Below are 16,298 nucleotides of genomic sequence, written 5' to 3' on the forward strand. Positions count from 1 at the left end.
CACGGCAGCAAGAGACGGAAAATCGGCAAATCGGTGCTGCGGCAACGCGGCGCGATCAGGGCCTCTGTGGATGCCGGCTCTCGGGGATCGAGGTCAGCAGCGTCTGGCGCGCCGACTTCAAATGCTTGCGGCAGGCGGCATCGACCTTGCCCAGGTCGCGTGATTTGAGCGCCGCGATATAGGCCAGATGCTCGCCGATCGCGATTTCGTTGCGCTCGCGCTCCTGCGCCTTGTTCCACTGGTAGTGGTAATGGAAGATCATGGCGATGACATCATAGAAATCGACGATGAAGCGGTTGTGCGAGGCGCGGTGGATCAGCCGATGGAAGCGCTCGTCGAGCTCCGAGAACTCGTTGAAGCGCGTGGCGATGTCACGGGCGAGGCCGCGGTGTTCCTCTTCGAGATTGTCGAGATCGACCCACACCGCGCTGTCCTGCGGCAGTGCGGTGAACGCCGATGCCGAGCGCAGCTCGAACATCTCGCGGATTTCCGTCAACTCCAGCGCGAAGGCGCGGGTGAAACCCTTCAGCACCCAATGGCTGTTACGGCGCTTCTCGATCAGGCCGAAGCGGGAGAAGCGGATCAGGAACTCGCGCACGCTGGTGGTGCCGACGCCGATCTCGCGCGCCAGTTCGAGCTCGTTGATCTGCATGCCGGCCTCGGCGCCGCCGGCGAGCAGCCTGCGCATGAACGACCGCTCGATGATCTCGGCCAGCGTGTCGGTCTCTTCCTCGGGAAAGAAATCATCGGGGCGCGTTTCACGCAGCACCGTCTTGGCGCGCTTGTTCCAGGCGATCAGTCCGGTTTCTTCCATGCGCCCAAGGATGCTGCGCACCGTGGTGCGGCTGACGCCGAGCAGCGTACCCAGTTCCGGTTCCGAAGGCAGGCTGCGCGTCTCGTCGAGCAGCCTGAGGCACCTGTTATAGGCATCCTTGTAAACGTTGTTGCTCTTCGACATGCCCTGACCCATCGCTGGCCGGCGCTTGCGGCGGCCGGCTTGAAGCGCAATATGATGTTCCTATCGCCTTCGAAAGCGGAATCGCTTTGCCGAGGGGCTCGCTTACCGGTTGCAGCGCCGCTACTCATCCAGCCGCACAGGAACTGCCGGAAAAAACAATTGACGCAAAACTGTTTTTTCACGATAAAAGACATTAACTCTTAACAAGCGCGTGTCAATCCGCGCCTCCCAGGATCACCCCAGGAAACGCCCGTGAACGCCTCCAACTCAATTCTTCTGTCCCCAGCCGACAATGTCGCGGTCGCCAACGGCCGCATCGAGACCGGCACCGCGCTGCCCGGCGGCGCGCTTGCCGCCGCCGTCATCGAGCCCGGCCACAAGGTGGCGATCAAGCCGATTCCCGCCGGGTCCGCCGTGGTCAAATATGCCCAGGCGATCGGCCGCGCCACGCAGGACATCGCGCCCGGCGAGCATGTCCATTCGCACAATCTGGTGTTCGAGGCCGGCCGCCTGCCGGTGGTGCCGCCAAGCGAGGCCGAGCATGCGACCGAGGCCGACCGCGCCCGCACCTTCATGGGTTATCGCCGCGCCGACGGCCGCGCCGGCACGCGCAACTTCATCGGCATCATCGCCAGCGTCAACTGTTCGGCCACCGTCTGCCACGCCATCGCCGACGCAGCCAACCGCACGCTGCTGCCAAAATATCCCGGCATCGACGGCTTCGTCCCGATCGTCCACGGCCAGGGCTGCGGCATGAGCGCCACCGGCGACGGGATGATGGTGCTGCACCGCACATTGGCCGGCTATGCCCGCCATCCCAATTTCGGCGGTGTGCTGATGGTCGGGCTCGGCTGCGAGGTCAACCAGCTCACGCTGTACGGCCAGAAGGGTGCGGCCGCCGGTAAACGCCATTTCAACATCCAGGATGCCGGCGGGTCGCGCAAATCGGTCGAAAAGGCGATGGGCGTGCTGGCCGAGATCGCCGAGGAAGTCGGCCAGCTCAAGCGCGAACCCATCCCGGTCAGCGAGATCGTCGTCGGCCTGCAATGCGGCGGCTCCGATGGCATGTCAGGCATCACAGCCAATCCGGCGCTGGGCGCTGCCGTAGACATCCTGGCCGGCGTCGGCGGCATCGGTATTCTCTCCGAGACGACGGAAATCTACGGCGCCGAACATCTGCTCGCCTATCGCGCCGCGACGCCCGAGATCGCCAAGAAGCTCGACGGCTACGTCAAGTGGTGGGAGGACCACGTCGCCAAGCACGGCGCCTCGATCGACAACAACCCCTCGCCCGGCAACAAGCGCGGCGGCCTCACCACCATCCTGGAGAAATCGCTGGGCGCGGTCGCCAAGGGCGGCCAGACGCCGCTCAACGGCGTCTTCGGCTATGCCGAAAAGGTCACCGGCAGCGGGCTGGTGTTCATGGACACGCCCGGCTACGACCCGGTGTCCGCCACCGGCCAGGTGGCGGGCGGCGCCAACATCATCGTCTTCACCACCGGCCGCGGCTCCTGCTTCGGCTGCCGGCCGACGCCGTCGATCAAGGTCGCCACCAACTCGACCATGTATCATCAGATGGAAGAGGACATGGACGTCAATTGCGGCGTCATCGCCTCCGGCGAGAAGACCATCGCCGGCATGGGCCGCGAGATCTTCGAACTGATCGTCGAGACGGCCTCCGGCCGCAAGACCAAGAGCGAGGATTTCGGCTACGGCGACAACGAGTTCGTGCCCTGGCATCTCGGCGCGACGCTCTAGCTCTTTGAAGTCGCGCAGTCCGGAAAGTGGCCACGAGCTTTCCTGGAATGCTGCGGCTTGAGGTCTTGGAATCTGCCGCGCCGGATAATGGCGGGCAACGGAGGTTGTGCATGGAAAAACGCCGCATCGGCCAGACGGCGCTCGAGGTCACCGAAGTAAGCTTCGGCGGTGCCGCGATCGGCGGGCTCTACCGCGCCTGTTCGCGCGAGGCGGCGATGGAAACGTTGCAAGGCGCGTGGGAGGCGGGCCTGCGCTATTTCGACACCGCGCCCTTCTATGGTTTCGGCCTGTCGGAGCGGCGTTTCGGCGACTTCCTGCGCTATAAGCCGCGCGATTCCTATGTGCTGTCGACCAAGGTCGGGCGCCTGTTCCGGCCCGTTCCGGAGGATCAGGTTCCCGATCACTCCTATGTCGATCCGCTGCCCTTCGCGCTCGACTACGACTATTCCTATGACGGCATCATGCGCTCGGTCGACTTCAGCTATGCGCGGCTTGGTCTAAACAGGATAGACATCCTGTTTGTGCACGACATCGGCGTGTACACGCATGGCGTCGAGAAGACCAAAATGCACTTTCGCCAGTTGATGGACGGTGGGCTCAAGGCGCTCGAAGAACTGAAAAACTCCGGCGTCATTTCCGCCTACGGGCTCGGCGTCAACGAAGTCCGGATATGTCTCGACGTGATGCGTCGCGCGCCGCTCGATTGTATCCTGCTCGCCAGCCGCTATTCCTTGCTCGATCGCAGCGCCGAGGCCGAACTTTTGCCGCTCTGCCGCGCCCGACAGACTTCGCTGGTCATCGGCGGTGTGTTCAACTCCGGCATATTGGCGACCGGACCGGTGCAGGGCGCCCATTTCGACTACAAGCCCGCCAGCGGTGACGTGCTCGACCGCGTCGGCGCGATGGAGCGGATCGCGGCCGAAGGTGGTTACCCGCTCGCCGCCGCCGCGTTCCAGTTCCCTCTCCAGGAATCCTCGGTCGCCACCGTGCTGACCGGCACCGCCAAGCTGGCGAACCTGACCCGCAACCTCGAACTGCTCGATGTCGACGTGCCTCAGGCGGACTACGCCAGGTATCGCCCCTACACCGTGGTGCAGGAATTGGCATGAAGCCGCCGGCCCGCCCGGGTGAAGGTGCGATCGCGGGGCTTCACGATCCCGCGAACCGGAGAAGGAACGGGCATTCTATATTGACTAATTTATGGAATTAATATTCCATAAATTAGTCACGCGAAACGGAAGCGTCGGGCAGCGTGGGGAGAGCAAGGCGCCAGTGCGGTCATGACCGCCATGCCCCGAGGATGGCATAAACACCGCTTGCATCGACCGGATTGATGCACTATCAAAATATTGCAACTGTTTTTTATTGATAAAGTTCTGTTTGGCTACGCCTATCCGAACCGAGCTTCCATATCGTTCACCGGGCGACCTAGGGAGGAATTCCATGAAATTCGTGACCAGCATTCTCAATCGCCGCGCAGTCATGGCGCTGGCGGCCGCGTCGATGCTTGCCGGCGTCATGCACCCGGCGCCGGTTTCGGCGGCGGACGTGACCATTCCGATCATCGTCAAGGACACCACGTCCTTCTACTGGCAGATCGTGCTGGCCGGGGCCCGCAAGGCCGGCAAGGATCTCGGCGTCAACGTGCCGGAGCTCGGCGCCCAGGCAGAAACTGACGTCAACGGCCAGATCTCGATCCTCGAAAACGCCGTTGCCAGCAATCCGGCGGCGATCGTCATCTCGCCGACCGAGTTCAAGGCGCTCGGCAAGCCGATCGACGAAGCCGCAGCCAAGGTCAAGGTTATCGGCATCGATTCCGGCGCCGACTCCAAGGCCTTCACCTCCTTCCTGACCACCGACAACGTCCAGGGCGGCCGCGTTGCCGCTGACGGCCTCGCAGCGGCCATCGGCGAAGCCAATGGCGGCAAGATCGAGGGCGACGTTGCCCTGATCACCAACACGCCTGGCGCCGGCTCGCTCGAACAGCGCAAGCAGGGCTTCATCGAGCAGCTCAAGGCGAAATATCCGGGCCTGAAGCTGGTCGCCGACAAATATGCCGACGGCCAGGCCACCACCGGCCTCAACATCGCCACCGACCTGATCACGGCCAATCCGAACCTCAAGGGAATTTTCGCTTCCAACCTGATCATGGCGCAGGGCGTTGGGCAGGCTGTCGCCGAAAACAGCCTCGGCGGCAAGCTGGCGCTGGTTGGCTTCGACAGCGACGAGAAGCTGATCAAGTTCCTCAACGATGGCGTCATTTCCGCCCTCGTCGTCCAGGATCCCTACCGGATGGGCTATGACGGCATCAAGACCGCACTTGCCGCCTCCAAGGGTGAAAAGGTCGAGACCAATGTCGACACCGGCGCCAACCTGGTCACCAAGGCCAACATGAAGGATCCCAAGATCGACGCGCTGCTCAACCCGAAGCTCAACTGAGTATCGGCACGCGCAACCGTTTCCGGGGCCTCTGCGCCCCGGAAACAACAGGGAGGATTGCCATGACGTCGACCGCGCAGGAACTGCATCCGGCCCCCGTGCTGGAGCCCGGCAGGACGATCCTCGAGCTGCAGGGTCTGGAAAAGCGCTATCCCGGCACGCATGCGCTGAAGCCTGTGACCCTGGCCTTCAAGGCGGGAGAGATCCACGCCATCGTCGGCGAGAACGGTGCCGGCAAATCGACCCTGATCAAGCTCCTGACCGGCGTCATCCCGCGCACCTCCGGAGAGGTTGTGTGGGAAGGCAAGCCGGCTGCCCTGGCGACGCCGCACGAAGCCATGGCGCTCGGCATCAACGCCGTGCACCAGGAAGTCGTGCTCTGCCGTCACCTGACCGTCGCCGCCAACATGTTCCTCGGCGAGGAGAACTCGCGCTTCGGCATCCTCCAGCAGCGAGCCATGGTCAGGGAAGCGCAGAAGATCATCGACGGTCTCGGCTTCGACCTGCCGGCGCATGTCGTGCTCGGCGATCTCACCATCGGCCAGCAGCAGCTGATCGCCGCCGCCCGCGCCACCGTGCGCGGCACCAAATTCCTGATTTTCGACGAGCCCACCGCGTACCTCACCCGCAAGGAGGCCGACCAGCTGTTCACGCTGATCCGCCGCCTGAAGGGTGAAGGCGTCACCATCATCTACATCAGCCATCGCATGGAGGAGGTGTTCGAGCTCGCCGACCGCGTCTCGGTGCTGCGTGACGGCACGCTGGTCGGCACCCGCAACATCGCCGAGACCAATGAGCCGGAGCTGGTCAAGCTGATGATCAACCGCTCGATCGAGCAGATCTATCACAAGGAGCATTTCACGCCGGGCGCCGTCATCGCCGAGGCGCGGAACCTGTCCGGCAAGGGTTTCGAGAATGTCTCTCTGTCGGTGCGCGCGGGCGAGATCGTCGGGCTCTACGGCCTGATCGGAGCCGGCCGCAGCGAATTCGTCACCACCCTCTACGGCCGCCACCGCAAATCGGCCGGCCAGGTGTTGTGGGAAGGCAAGGAGGTGCAGGTCAACTCCGAGCACGACGCCATCAAGCTCGGCATGGCGCTGGCACCGGAAAGCCGCCGCGACCAGGGCCTGTGCCTCAACCTGCCGGTTGCATTGAATCTCAACCTGCCGATCTACAAGCGCATATCGAAAAATCTGCTGATCTCGTCTGCGCAGGAGAAGGCCGAGGCGGACCGGCAGATCGCCGACCTCAGGATCAAGACGCCGACGCGCGGCGCGCTGGCCTCCAGCCTGTCGGGCGGCAACCAGCAGAAGATCGTCATCGGCAAGTGGCTGGCGCACGGCGCCAAACTGTTCATCTTCGACGAGCCGACGGTCGGCGTCGATGTAGGCACCAAGGCCGAGATCTACCGGCTGTTCAGTGTGCTGTTGTCCAAGGGCGCGGGCATCATCCTGATCTCGTCCTATCTGCCTGAGGTCTACGAACTGGCTGACACGCTGCATGTGTTCAGGCGCGGCAAGCTGGTGGCCACGCATGGTTTCCGCACCGCCGATCACGAGGACATTCTGAGCCAGGCCCTGGCCGAGAAACAAGAAAAGACGGGAGGACAGACATGAGCACCGAGGCGATCCCTGCCGAAAAGCCGAAGCGCAACTACAATGCCCTGTTCGGGCTGACGCTGCTTGGCCTGCTGCTTCTGATGTGGGTCATCCTGGCGGTCGCGACGCCGTCCTTCGCCTCGGCGCTCAACATCACCAACCTGCTGCGCCAGGGTTCCCTGATCGCCATCCTGGCCGTCGGCCAGACCTTCGTCATCATCACCGGCGGCATCGACCTTTCCGTCGGCGCCATCGTCGGCTTCGCCACCGTCATCGTCGCGCTGCTGATCAATGCCGGCTGGCCGGTCTGGATCGCGGTTCTGGCGACGCTGCTGGTGGGGGTCGCCATCGGCCTGTTCCACGGTTTCGGCATCGTCAGGATGGGCCTGCCGCCCTTCATCATCACGCTGGCGACCATGACCTCGCTGCGCGGCATCGGTCTCCTGATGACCAATGGCAATTCGATATCGATCAACAGCGACGCGTTCCAGGCGTTTTCGCGCGGCTCGCTGCTGGGGATCCCCTATCTGTTCTGGATGGTAATCGTGGTTGCCCTGCCCTCCTACGTCTTCCTGCACCACACGCGATGGGGACGCTATCTCTTCTCCGTCGGCTCGAACGCGGAAGCCGCGCGCCTCTCCGGCGTCAACGTGCCGCGCACGATCTACATGGCCTATGTGCTGTCCGGCCTGTGCGCGGCCTTCGTCGGCGTGCTGCTCGCGTCCCGCATCGGCATCGGCAATCCGACGCAGGGCGACACCTACGAGCTGCAAGCCATCGCCTCGTCGGTGATCGGCGGCACGTCGTTGTTCGGCGCCATCGGTTCGGTGCACGGGCCGCTGATCGGCTCGTTCATCCTCTCCACCATCAACAACGGCGCCAACCTGCTCAACGTCAACACGTTCTGGCAGCGCGTCATCACCGGCATGTTGATCATCGTCATCGTCTACTTCGACGGCCTGCGCCGCCGAGGTGGCAAGTAAAATCGATCGCCGGCCGGGTCGAAAATCCGCCGACGATTCCATGAACCGACTGGATTGAAGCATGAAAGCCGTTGTCTGCCGTTCGCCCGGCGACCTTGTCGTGGAAGACCGTCCCGCGGCTGGCTCGCCGCCTCCCGGCTGGGCGCTGGTGGCGGTCAGCCATGTCGGCATCTGCGGCACCGACTACCACATCTTCGAGGGCAAGCATCCCTTCCTCGCCTACCCCCGCATCATGGGCCATGAAGTGTCGGGGACCATCGTCGAGGCGGGCGAAGGCGTTGGTCTTGCCACGGGCGAGCCGGTCATCATCAATCCCTATCTGGCGTGCGGCAAATGCATCGCCTGCCGGCACGGTAAACCCAATTGCTGTGTCCGGATCGAAGTGCTCGGCGTGCATCGCGACGGCGCCATGTGCGAACAGATCCTTGTCCCGGAACAAAACCTCTATCCAGCCAACGGCCTGTCGTTGGCCGATGCCGCGGCCGTCGAATTCCTGGCCATCGGCGCCCATGCGGTGCGGCGCTCGCGTGCCGATCCCGGCGCACGGACGCTCGTCATCGGCGCCGGACCGATCGGGCTCGGCACCGCCATCTTCGCCCGCATCGCCGGGCTCGACGTGACGCTGCTCGACATGAGCAGCGAAAGGCTCGGCTTCGCCGCCAATGAACTCGGCTTCAAGACCCTCGACGGGTCGCGCGGCGCGGCATCCGATCTGGTCAGCGAAGCGACATCAGGCGAAGGCTTCGACGTGGTCTTCGACGCCACCGGGAACACCGGCTCGGTGCAGTCGGCCTTCGCTCATGTCGCGCATGGCGGGACATTGGTGCTGGTCAGCGTCGTGAAGGACGACATCGCCTTTTCCGACCCCGAGTTCCACAAGCGCGAGATGACGCTTGTCGGCAGCCGCAATGCCTTGAGGGCCGATTTCGACCACGTCGCCGCTTCGATCCGCGATGGCGCGGTGCCGCTGGCCAAGCTCGTCACCCACCGCACCACGCTTGCCGACACGCCACGTGACCTCGCCCGCTGGGCGCATGAGAAATCCGGCCTGATCAAGGCCGTGATCGAGGTGGGGGCATAAGATGGCAGGCGGTGAACCCGGCCTGAGTTGACGACGCCCCGCGCAGGTCGACCCCCAAACGCCAAGCCGCTGACAACCGAGCTGGTCTGGTACCAGCGTTAGTATAAGGCCGACACGCCCTACAGCGCCGACAGTTTCAGCTCCACCCGCTCCGCCGGGAAGCGCGCCTCGGCGAATTGGATCGGCCGGCCGTCCGGCGTCATGTTGACGGCCACCGTGACCAGCACGATGCCGCCCGGCTGCAGATCGAGGTCGGCGAGGTCGGAAGCATCGGCGTGACGCGCCGACAGCACCGTCGATTGCCTGAGATAATCGTCTATGCCGAAACGCTTGAGCGATGCGGTGATCGACCCGGTCTCGGCCATGGCCACATCGATGCCGGCGAAGCGCCTGGCGTCGAACCAGCCGGAAGCGCGCGACACCGGCTTCCCATCGGCCTCGCCGCGCGTCTCCAGGCGAATCACATCCGATCCCCTGGCAAGGCCCAGGGCTTCGGCGACGCGCCGGCTGGCCGGCTCGACCGATGAGGACAGGAGCACGATATGCCGCTCCGACGCCTGGCCCTGCAAGCCGGTTGAAAATCGCGTGCGCGCGCCGATCGGATAGGACAGCCGCTTGCGCGACAGCACGAAAGTGCCGCGCCCCTGCTCGGCCCGCAGTACCCCGTCTTGCACGAGCGCCGCGATGGCGCTGCGCACCGTGTGACGGTTGACGCCATAGCGCTCGGCCAGCGCCACCTCCGGCGGCAGCGCGGCATTCTCCGCGAAATCGCCGGCAGCGATCGATTGCAGGATTCGGTCGGCGATCTGGCGCCACAACGAGACGCCGCTGCGCCGCTCGATACCGTCAGCCACGTGTTTTCCGTTCACGGTTTCGCCCCTGGCCGGCCCCTGTCACGCACCCGTCATGGACTCGCGTTAGGTAATGGGTATAATTCGTATGGTTGTCTATATCAATAGACAAATTAGAAGCAAGGATGTTGCTCATGCGAGGACAGGAAGCGCGCGACCAGGCCGAACGCAAGGCGGCCATGGCAACCCTGGCGCAGTCCAGCGGCGACGACATCGTTCGCCTCTGGAACGAATCCGGCCTGCCTGCCGAGGCCGAACTGCTGCGCGGTCCCGAGACCGGCCTGGTCACCATGCGCGGCCGCATCGGCGGCGGCGGCGCGCCGTTCAATGTCGGCGAGGCCACCGTGACCCGCGCCACAGTGCGCCTGCCGTCCGGACAGGTCGGCCATTGCTATGCGCTCGGCCGCGACAAGCAGAAGGCGAAGCTGGCGGCCATCGCCGACGCGCTGTGGCAGGACCCCGCCCACCGAGAGGCGGTCGAAACGGGCCTTCTCGCGCCGCTGCGGGCTGCCTTGACCACGGCACGAGAAAGGCGCCGCGCCGAAACGGCGGCAACGAAGGTGGATTTCTTCACCATGGTTCGCGGAGAAGATTGATGGATATCGCAGCGCAATCGATCGAGGGCGGGTTCGCCGATCCGGTGTTCAACGCCCAGACGGTGTTTCGCGCCGTCATGGACGCAATGGCGCGGCCGGGCAGCGTGCAACCCTTGCCGGCCCTGGCCCGCCCGCCGGCGCCGCTTTCGGCGACATCGGGCGCGGTTGCGCTGGCATTGTGCGACAATGACACGCCGCTCTGGCTCGACCCGGCCCTGCATGCCTCGGCAGCGGTCATGTCCTGGCTCGGCTTTCACAGCGGCGCGCCGCTGGCCAACACCCCGGCCGACGCGCATTTCGCCTTTGTGGCCTCGCCGGCCGAGATGATGGCGCTCGACGGTTTCTCGCAAGGCACGCAGGACTATCCCGACCGCTCGACCACATTGATCCTGCAGGTCGGCGATCTCACGTCAGGCACGCCGCTGCTGCTCGAAGGTCCTGGCATCGAGAAGACGGCGACGATCGCGCCGGCCCTCATGCCGCGTCATTTCATCGAGCAGTGGAAGCAGAACATCAACCGCTTTCCGCGCGGCGTCGACATCATCCTGGCGGCACATGACAGCCTCGCCTGCCTGCCGCGTACGACACGCATCAAGACGACGGAGGCCTAGCATGTATGTCGCGGTAAAAGGCGGCGAAGCTGCAATCGCCAACGCCCACAGCCTGCTCGCCGACCGTCGGCGCGGTGACCGCTCGGTACCGGCACTGCGCCTCGACCAGATCGTCGAACAGCTGGCGCTCGGCGTCGACCGGGTGATGAGCGAAGGCTCGCTTTACGATCGCGAACTCGCCGCACTCGCTATCGTGCAGGCGCGCGGCGACATGATCGAGGCGATCTTCCTGGTGCGGGCCTACCGCACCACGCTGCCGCGCTTTGGCTATACAAATGCCATCGACACCGCCACCATGCTGGTCGAACGCCGCGTTTCGGCGACCTACAAGGACCTGCCCGGCGGCCAGTTGCTTGGGCCCACCTTCGACTACACGCACCGGCTGCTCGATCCCGAGCTTGCCGCCGGCGCCGATGTCGCCGCGCCCTTGCGGCGCGAGACGGAAGCGCAGGCAATGCCGCGCGTCTCGGCGATCCTTGCCCGCGAAGGGCTGATCGAGCCGGACGGAGACATGCCTCAGGACCATGTCCCCGGCGACATCACCCGCGAGCCGCTGGAGTTCCCGATGGCTCGCGACATCCGCCTGCAGGCGCTGTCGCGCGGCGACGAGGGGTTCCTGCTGGCGCTCGGCTATTCCACGCAGCGCGGCTATGCCCGCAACCATCCCTTCGTCGGCGAGATCCGCATCGGCGAGGTCGAGCTGGAGCTCGACGTGCCCGAACTGCCTTTCGCCGTGCCGCTCGGCACGGTGCGCGTTACCGAATGCCAGATGGTCAATCAGTTCAAGGGCTCGGCAAAGGCACCACCGCAATTCACCCGCGGCTATGGCCTGGTCTTCGGCCAGAGCGAGCGCAAGGCGATGGCCATGGCACTCTGCGACCGCGCTCTTCGTGCAAGCGAACTCGGCGAGGACATTGTCGCCGCCGCCCAGGACGAGGAATTCGTCATCTCGCACTCCGACAACGTCCAGGCGACCGGCTTCGTCGAACATCTGAAGCTGCCGCATTATGTCGACTTCCAGGCCGAACTCGACCTCGTGCGCCGCATGCGCGCCGAGTACGACGCCCGCGAAAATCCCAGCAAGATTGAAGAGAAGAAAGAGGCCGCGGAATGAGCGCGCAACCGACCGACATCGCCGCCTATAACTTCGCTTATCTCGACGAACAGACCAAGCGGATGATCCGTCGCGCGATCCTCAAGGGCATCGCCATTCCCGGCTATCAGGTGCCGTTCGCCTCGCGCGAAATGCCGATGCCCTATGGCTGGGGCACCGGCGGCGTCCAGGTTACCGCTTCGATCATCGGCCCCGACGATGTGCTGAAGGTCATCGACCAGGGCGCCGACGACACCACCAATGCGGTCTCGATCCGCGCCTTCTTCAAGAAGGTCGCCAATGTCGCGGTGACGACCGACACGGCCAGCGCCAGCATCATCCAGACCCGCCATCGCATTCCCGAACATCCGCTCGCCGCGGGCCAGGTGCTGGTCTACCAGGTGCCGATCCCCGAGCCCCTGCGCTTTCTCGAGCCGCGCGAGACCGAAACGCGCAAGATGCATGCGCTGGAGGAATACGGCCTCATGCATGTGAAGCTCTACGAGGACATCGCCAAGCACGGCCGCATCGCCACCACCTACGCCTATCCGGTGAAGGTCGAGGGCCGCTATGTGATGGACCCGTCGCCGACGCCGAAATTCGACAATCCCAAGATGCACCGCTCGCCGGCTTTGCAGCTGTTCGGCGCCGGCCGCGAGAAGCGCATCTATGCGCTGCCGCCCTTCACTGATGTGGTCAGCCTCGACTTCGAGGATCATCCGTTCGAGGTGCAGACCTTCGACCAGCCCTGCGCGTTGTGCGGCGCCGAGAACGTTTATCTCGACGAGGTCATCCTCGACGACCACGGCGGCCACATGTTCGTCTGCTCCGACACCGACCACTGCGAGAAGCGGCGCAGCACCCCTACCTCCCCCTTGTGGGGAGGTCGCGCCGAAGGTGGGGGTAGCGACCCATCGGCAGCCCCCACCCCGGCGCTGCGCGCCGACCCTCCCCACAAGGGGGAGGGTAAGGAGATACAATGACCGACGAACCCTTGCTGCGCGTTTCGGCGCTCTCGAAATTCTACGGCTCGCGCGTCGGCTGCGACAACGTCACCTTCGATCTGTGGCCGGGCGAAGTCCTGGCTGTCGTGGGCGAATCCGGCTCCGGCAAGACGACATTGCTCAACTGCCTGTCGACGCGGCTGCTGCCCTCATCCGGCACCGCCAGCTACCGCATGCGCGACGGCCAGTTCCGCGAACTCTACCGCATGAGCGAGGCCGAGCGCCGCTTCCTGATGCGCACCGACTGGGGCTTTGTCCACCAGAATCCGGCCGACGGCCTGCGCATGACGGTGTCGGCCGGCGCCAATGTCGGCGAACGCTTGATGGCGGTGGGCGACCGCCACTACGGCAAGATCCGCGCCACCGCCGTCGACTGGCTGTCGCGCGTCGAGATCGAGGAAGACCGCATCGACGACGAGCCGCGCGCCTTTTCCGGCGGCATGCGCCAGCGCCTGCAGATCGCCCGCAACCTCGTCACCGGCCCGCGGCTGGTGTTCATGGATGAACCGACAGGCGGCCTCGACGTCTCGGTGCAGGCGCGCCTGCTCGACCTCTTGCGCGGCCTCGTCACCGATCTCGGCCTCGCCGCCATCGTCGTCACCCATGACCTCGCGGTGGCGCGGCTTTTGTCGCAGCGCATGATGGTGATGAAGGACGGCCGCGTCGTCGAAAGCGGCCTCACCGACCGCGTGCTCGACGACCCGCGCGCGCCGTACACGCAATTACTTGTTTCCTCGATTCTGCAGGTTTGACGATGGCGCCAAGTCACCCCCCTCTGTCCTGCCCGCAAACGAATAACGATTGGAGTACCTTCTGATGCCGACGCCTCTCGTTGTTTCCGACGTCGCCAAGAGCTTCACCATGCATCTGCGCGACGGCATCAAACTGCCTGTCGTCGCCGGTGTCTCCTTCTCGATCCGCGCCGGTGAATGCACCGTGCTCGGCGGCCCGTCCGGGGCCGGCAAGAGCTCGATCCTGAAGATGCTCTACGGCAATTACGCCGTCGACGAAGGCCAGATCATCGTCACGCACGAAGACGGGCTGATCGACCTTGCCAGCGCCAGCCCGCGCACCGTGCTTGCCGTGCGCCGCCAGACCATCGGCTATGTCAGCCAGTTCCTGCGCACCGTGCCCCGCGTATCGGCGCTCGACGTCGTCGCTGAGCCGCTCGTAGAGCGCGGTGAGGATCGCGAAGCAGCAAGAAGCAAGGCGCGCGCCCTGCTGGCGCAGCTTAACCTGCCGGAAAAACTCTGGGCATTGCCGCCGGCGACCTTCTCCGGCGGCGAGCAGCAGCGCGTCAACATCGCGCGCGGCTTCATCACCGGGCACCCGATCCTGCTGCTCGACGAGCCGACAGCTTCGCTCGATGCCAGGAACCGCGAGGTGGTGATCGAACTCATCGCCGCCAAGAAGGCGGCAGGCGTCGCCCTGCTCGGCATCTTCCACGACCATGATGTGCGCGAAGCGGTGGCCGACCGCATCATCGACGTCACCGCCTTCGCCCCGGGAAAGCTCGCCGCATGAGCAGGAAATTGTCGGAGACGCCGCTGGTCCACCCGACGGCGGACGTGGAGAATTCGACGCTTGGCCGGTGGACCGAAATCGCCGACCGCTGTCGGGTTTCGGAAAGCGAACTCGGCGACTATTCCTACATGATGCAGGACTGCGCCGTCTGGTGTGCGACGATCGGCAAATTCTCCAACATCGCGGCAAGCGTGCGCATCAACGCCACCAACCACCCGACCTGGCGACCGACGCTGCACCACTTCACCTACCGCGCATCGGACTATTGGGACGATGCCGAACACGAGAGCGAATTTTTCGCTGAGCGCCGCGCCAGGCGCGTCACAATCGGCCACGACACATGGCTTGGCCATGGCTCGACAGTCCTGCCCGGCATCACCGTCGGCGATGGCGCCGCCGTCGGCGCCGGAGCGGTGGTATCGAAGGATGTCGCTCCCTACACCATCGTCGCCGGCGTGCCGGCAAAGCCGATCCGCGAGCGCTTCGACCGCCGCACCGCCGAGCGCTACCAGGCGCTTGCCTGGTGGGATTGGGACCATGCGAGGCTGCGCGCCGCACTCGACGATTTCCGTCAGCTCGAGGCCGAAGCTTTCCTGGAAAAATACGGTGGATGACGGTGGTGAATGGAATAGGGCTGCTCACTATTCGCATCCCTTACATAGAGTTCGGGCAGGGGGCTGTCTTCTCGAGCCGCCTGCCTTCCGCAGCTTCAGGGACATGGAGCACTTCGAGGAACTGATGGTCCTGGCCTGATCGCGCACGACACGGCTGTGGGTGGTAACAAAACTGACATCAATCCGACACCGCAGGTTCATGGCGCTGCGCTAGCGAGGGTCAACAGGACCTTCAACCGCGACTGGACGGGAACGCACCATGTCAGCCACGCTCGAAATCCGCGGCGTCACCCGACGATTTGGCAAGAACACCGCCGTTAACGATGTCAGCATCTCGATCCCGCAGGGTCAGATGGTCGGCGTCATCGGCCGTTCCGGCGCCGGCAAGTCGACGCTTCTGCGTATGATCAACCGCCTCATCGATCCCAGCCATGGATCGATTTTCTTCGACGGAGCCGAGGTCTCGCAATTGCGCGGTTCGCCGCTCAGGCGCTGGCAGCGCGACTGCGCCATGATCTTCCAGCAATTCAACCTTGTGCCGCGCCTCGACGTGCTGACCAATGTGCTGCTCGGCCGGCTGAACCATCGTCCGACCCTGTCGAACCTTTTCGGCATGTTCTCGCGGACCGAGTGTGCGCAGGCGGTCGCCGCCCTCGAGCGGCTCGATATCGCCCGTACCGCGCTGCAGCCCGCAGGCACCTTGTCGGGCGGCCAGCAGCAGCGTGTCGCCATTGCCCGCGCCATGATGCAGCAGCCCCGGGTGATCCTGGCCGACGAGCCGATCGCTTCGCTCGACCCGCTCAATGCCAAGGTGGTGATGGATTCGCTGCAGGACATCAATTTGCGCGAGGGCATCACCGTGGTCACCAACCTGCACACGCTGGACACCGCCCGCACCTATTGCAACCGCATCATCGGCATGGCCGCGGGCAAGGTCGTGTTCGACGGGCCGCCGGAGGAGCTTAACCGCGAGGCCGTCCGTCTCGTCTATGGCGCCGACAGCAATGGCGGCGAGATATCCGAGGCCATCACCTCGACCAGCGTTGCCTTCAAGCAAAAGATCGCCGCATCCGCCGGACCGCTCGAACCCGCATTCCCGGGTTACTGAGAGCGACCTGGATCGCCAGCCCGCGTCAGGGCACCCGTCAAAATCACCAACGCCGCCGGCGCGGGGCCGGAACCTACAGG

The 16,298-nt window shown here is 64.7% G+C and carries 16 protein-coding genes; 14 read left to right on the forward strand and 2 right to left on the reverse strand.

The window, feature by feature from the left end; all coding sequences use genetic code 11:
• Positions 1 to 55 precede the first annotated feature (55 nt).
• Complete coding sequence (locus tag FJ986_RS28395) at positions 56 to 958, reverse strand: GntR family transcriptional regulator (protein WP_140513783.1); 903 nt, start codon at positions 956 to 958, stop codon at positions 56 to 58.
• A 252-nt stretch (positions 959 to 1,210) separates the two neighbouring features.
• Here FJ986_RS28395 and FJ986_RS28400 point away from each other — a divergent pair, with 252 nt between their 5' ends.
• The 6 genes from FJ986_RS28400 (at position 1,211) to FJ986_RS28425 (ending at position 8,817) form a co-directional block, all read left to right on the forward strand.
• Positions 1,211 to 2,716: an altronate dehydratase family protein gene (locus FJ986_RS28400; RefSeq protein WP_140500299.1), complete on the forward strand. Its 1,506-nt coding sequence runs from the start codon at positions 1,211 to 1,213 to the stop codon at positions 2,714 to 2,716.
• 110 nt (positions 2,717 to 2,826) lie between these two features.
• Positions 2,827 to 3,825, forward strand: a complete 999-nt coding sequence (locus FJ986_RS28405) for an aldo/keto reductase (RefSeq protein ID WP_140522562.1) — start codon at positions 2,827 to 2,829, stop codon at positions 3,823 to 3,825.
• Positions 3,826 to 4,159: 334 nt separating this feature from the next.
• Positions 4,160 to 5,155 (forward strand): ABC transporter substrate-binding protein, encoded by a 996-nt coding sequence (locus FJ986_RS28410; RefSeq protein ID WP_140500303.1) that lies wholly within the window; start codon positions 4,160 to 4,162, stop codon positions 5,153 to 5,155.
• Between the two features lie 62 nt (positions 5,156 to 5,217).
• A complete protein-coding gene (locus FJ986_RS28415) occupies positions 5,218 to 6,771 on the forward strand; it encodes a sugar ABC transporter ATP-binding protein (protein ID WP_140500305.1) in 1,554 nt (517 codons plus the stop codon).
• Entirely contained in the window at positions 6,768 to 7,736 is a 969-nt protein-coding gene (locus tag FJ986_RS28420; RefSeq protein ID WP_140500307.1) for an ABC transporter permease, read from the forward strand. Before FJ986_RS28415 ends, FJ986_RS28420 begins: the two co-directional genes overlap by 4 nt.
• Before the next feature lie 61 nt (positions 7,737 to 7,797).
• Positions 7,798 to 8,817, forward strand: a complete 1,020-nt coding sequence (locus FJ986_RS28425) for a zinc-binding alcohol dehydrogenase family protein (protein WP_140676609.1) — start codon at positions 7,798 to 7,800, stop codon at positions 8,815 to 8,817.
• Between the two features lie 119 nt (positions 8,818 to 8,936).
• On the opposite strand, the gene phnF is transcribed toward FJ986_RS28425, so the two are convergent.
• Positions 8,937 to 9,686, reverse strand: a complete 750-nt coding sequence (gene phnF / locus FJ986_RS28430) for a phosphonate metabolism transcriptional regulator PhnF (RefSeq protein WP_140657252.1) — start codon at positions 9,684 to 9,686, stop codon at positions 8,937 to 8,939.
• A 116-nt stretch (positions 9,687 to 9,802) separates the two neighbouring features.
• On the opposite strand from phnF, the gene phnG reads away from it, so the two are divergent.
• From phnG to phnC, 8 genes are all read left to right on the forward strand, one after another.
• Positions 9,803 to 10,264 carry a phosphonate C-P lyase system protein PhnG gene (gene phnG, locus FJ986_RS28435; RefSeq protein ID WP_140500313.1) on the forward strand — a complete coding sequence of 154 codons (462 nt, stop codon included), beginning with the start codon at positions 9,803 to 9,805 and terminating at the stop codon, positions 10,262 to 10,264.
• Positions 10,264 to 10,875 carry a phosphonate C-P lyase system protein PhnH gene (gene phnH, locus FJ986_RS28440; protein ID WP_140676612.1) on the forward strand — a complete coding sequence of 204 codons (612 nt, stop codon included), beginning with the start codon at positions 10,264 to 10,266 and terminating at the stop codon, positions 10,873 to 10,875. The genes phnG and phnH overlap by 1 nt, the downstream gene beginning before the upstream one ends.
• A gap of 1 nt (position 10,876) precedes the next feature.
• Positions 10,877 to 11,989, forward strand: coding sequence for a carbon-phosphorus lyase complex subunit PhnI (locus tag FJ986_RS28445; RefSeq protein ID WP_140676615.1), 1,113 nt, complete (start codon positions 10,877 to 10,879; stop codon positions 11,987 to 11,989).
• Entirely contained in the window at positions 11,986 to 12,951 is a 966-nt protein-coding gene (locus FJ986_RS28450) for an alpha-D-ribose 1-methylphosphonate 5-phosphate C-P-lyase PhnJ (protein ID WP_224705830.1), read from the forward strand. Before FJ986_RS28445 ends, FJ986_RS28450 begins: the two co-directional genes overlap by 4 nt.
• Positions 12,948 to 13,724, forward strand: a complete 777-nt coding sequence (phnK, locus tag FJ986_RS28455; protein WP_056577906.1) for a phosphonate C-P lyase system protein PhnK — start codon at positions 12,948 to 12,950, stop codon at positions 13,722 to 13,724. The genes FJ986_RS28450 and phnK overlap by 4 nt, the downstream gene beginning before the upstream one ends.
• 64 nt (positions 13,725 to 13,788) lie before the next feature.
• Positions 13,789 to 14,496 (forward strand): phosphonate C-P lyase system protein PhnL, encoded by a 708-nt coding sequence (gene phnL / locus FJ986_RS28460; protein WP_140676618.1) that lies wholly within the window; start codon positions 13,789 to 13,791, stop codon positions 14,494 to 14,496.
• The gene (locus FJ986_RS28465) at positions 14,493 to 15,110 is read left to right on the forward strand and encodes a DapH/DapD/GlmU-related protein (RefSeq protein ID WP_140500366.1); all 618 of its coding nucleotides are present in this window, start codon (positions 14,493 to 14,495) and stop codon (positions 15,108 to 15,110) included. The genes phnL and FJ986_RS28465 overlap by 4 nt, the downstream gene beginning before the upstream one ends.
• A gap of 259 nt (positions 15,111 to 15,369) precedes the next feature.
• Positions 15,370 to 16,218 (forward strand): phosphonate ABC transporter ATP-binding protein, encoded by an 849-nt coding sequence (gene phnC, locus FJ986_RS28470; protein WP_140500368.1) that lies wholly within the window; start codon positions 15,370 to 15,372, stop codon positions 16,216 to 16,218.
• Positions 16,219 to 16,298: the final 80 nt, after the last annotated feature.

This window comes from Mesorhizobium sp. B1-1-1 (assembly GCF_006442955.1).
In the GTDB taxonomy this organism is placed as follows: Bacteria; Pseudomonadota; Alphaproteobacteria; order Rhizobiales; family Rhizobiaceae; genus Mesorhizobium.

Excerpts from the sequence above, each read along its gene's own strand:
- FJ986_RS28420 (WP_140500307.1), top strand. The coding sequence starts at position 6,768 with ATGAGCACCGAGGCGATCCCTGCCGAAAAGCCGAAGCGCAACTACAAT.
- phnH (WP_140676612.1), top strand. The coding sequence starts at position 10,264 with ATGGATATCGCAGCGCAATCGATCGAGGGCGGGTTCGCCGATCCGGTG.
- FJ986_RS28405 (WP_140522562.1), top strand. The coding sequence starts at position 2,827 with ATGGAAAAACGCCGCATCGGCCAGACGGCGCTCGAGGTCACCGAAGTA.
- phnL (WP_140676618.1), top strand. The coding sequence starts at position 13,789 with ATGCCGACGCCTCTCGTTGTTTCCGACGTCGCCAAGAGCTTCACCATG.
- FJ986_RS28445 (WP_140676615.1), top strand. The coding sequence starts at position 10,877 with ATGTATGTCGCGGTAAAAGGCGGCGAAGCTGCAATCGCCAACGCCCAC.
- FJ986_RS28415 (WP_140500305.1), top strand. The coding sequence starts at position 5,218 with ATGACGTCGACCGCGCAGGAACTGCATCCGGCCCCCGTGCTGGAGCCC.
- FJ986_RS28410 (WP_140500303.1), top strand. The coding sequence starts at position 4,160 with ATGAAATTCGTGACCAGCATTCTCAATCGCCGCGCAGTCATGGCGCTG.
- FJ986_RS28395 (WP_140513783.1), bottom strand. The coding sequence starts at position 958 with ATGTCGAAGAGCAACAACGTTTACAAGGATGCCTATAACAGGTGCCTC.
- FJ986_RS28450 (WP_224705830.1), top strand. The coding sequence starts at position 11,986 with ATGAGCGCGCAACCGACCGACATCGCCGCCTATAACTTCGCTTATCTC.
- FJ986_RS28465 (WP_140500366.1), top strand. The coding sequence starts at position 14,493 with ATGAGCAGGAAATTGTCGGAGACGCCGCTGGTCCACCCGACGGCGGAC.
- phnC (WP_140500368.1), top strand. The coding sequence starts at position 15,370 with ATGTCAGCCACGCTCGAAATCCGCGGCGTCACCCGACGATTTGGCAAG.
- phnK (WP_056577906.1), top strand. The coding sequence starts at position 12,948 with ATGACCGACGAACCCTTGCTGCGCGTTTCGGCGCTCTCGAAATTCTAC.
- phnG (WP_140500313.1), top strand. The coding sequence starts at position 9,803 with ATGCGAGGACAGGAAGCGCGCGACCAGGCCGAACGCAAGGCGGCCATG.
- FJ986_RS28425 (WP_140676609.1), top strand. The coding sequence starts at position 7,798 with ATGAAAGCCGTTGTCTGCCGTTCGCCCGGCGACCTTGTCGTGGAAGAC.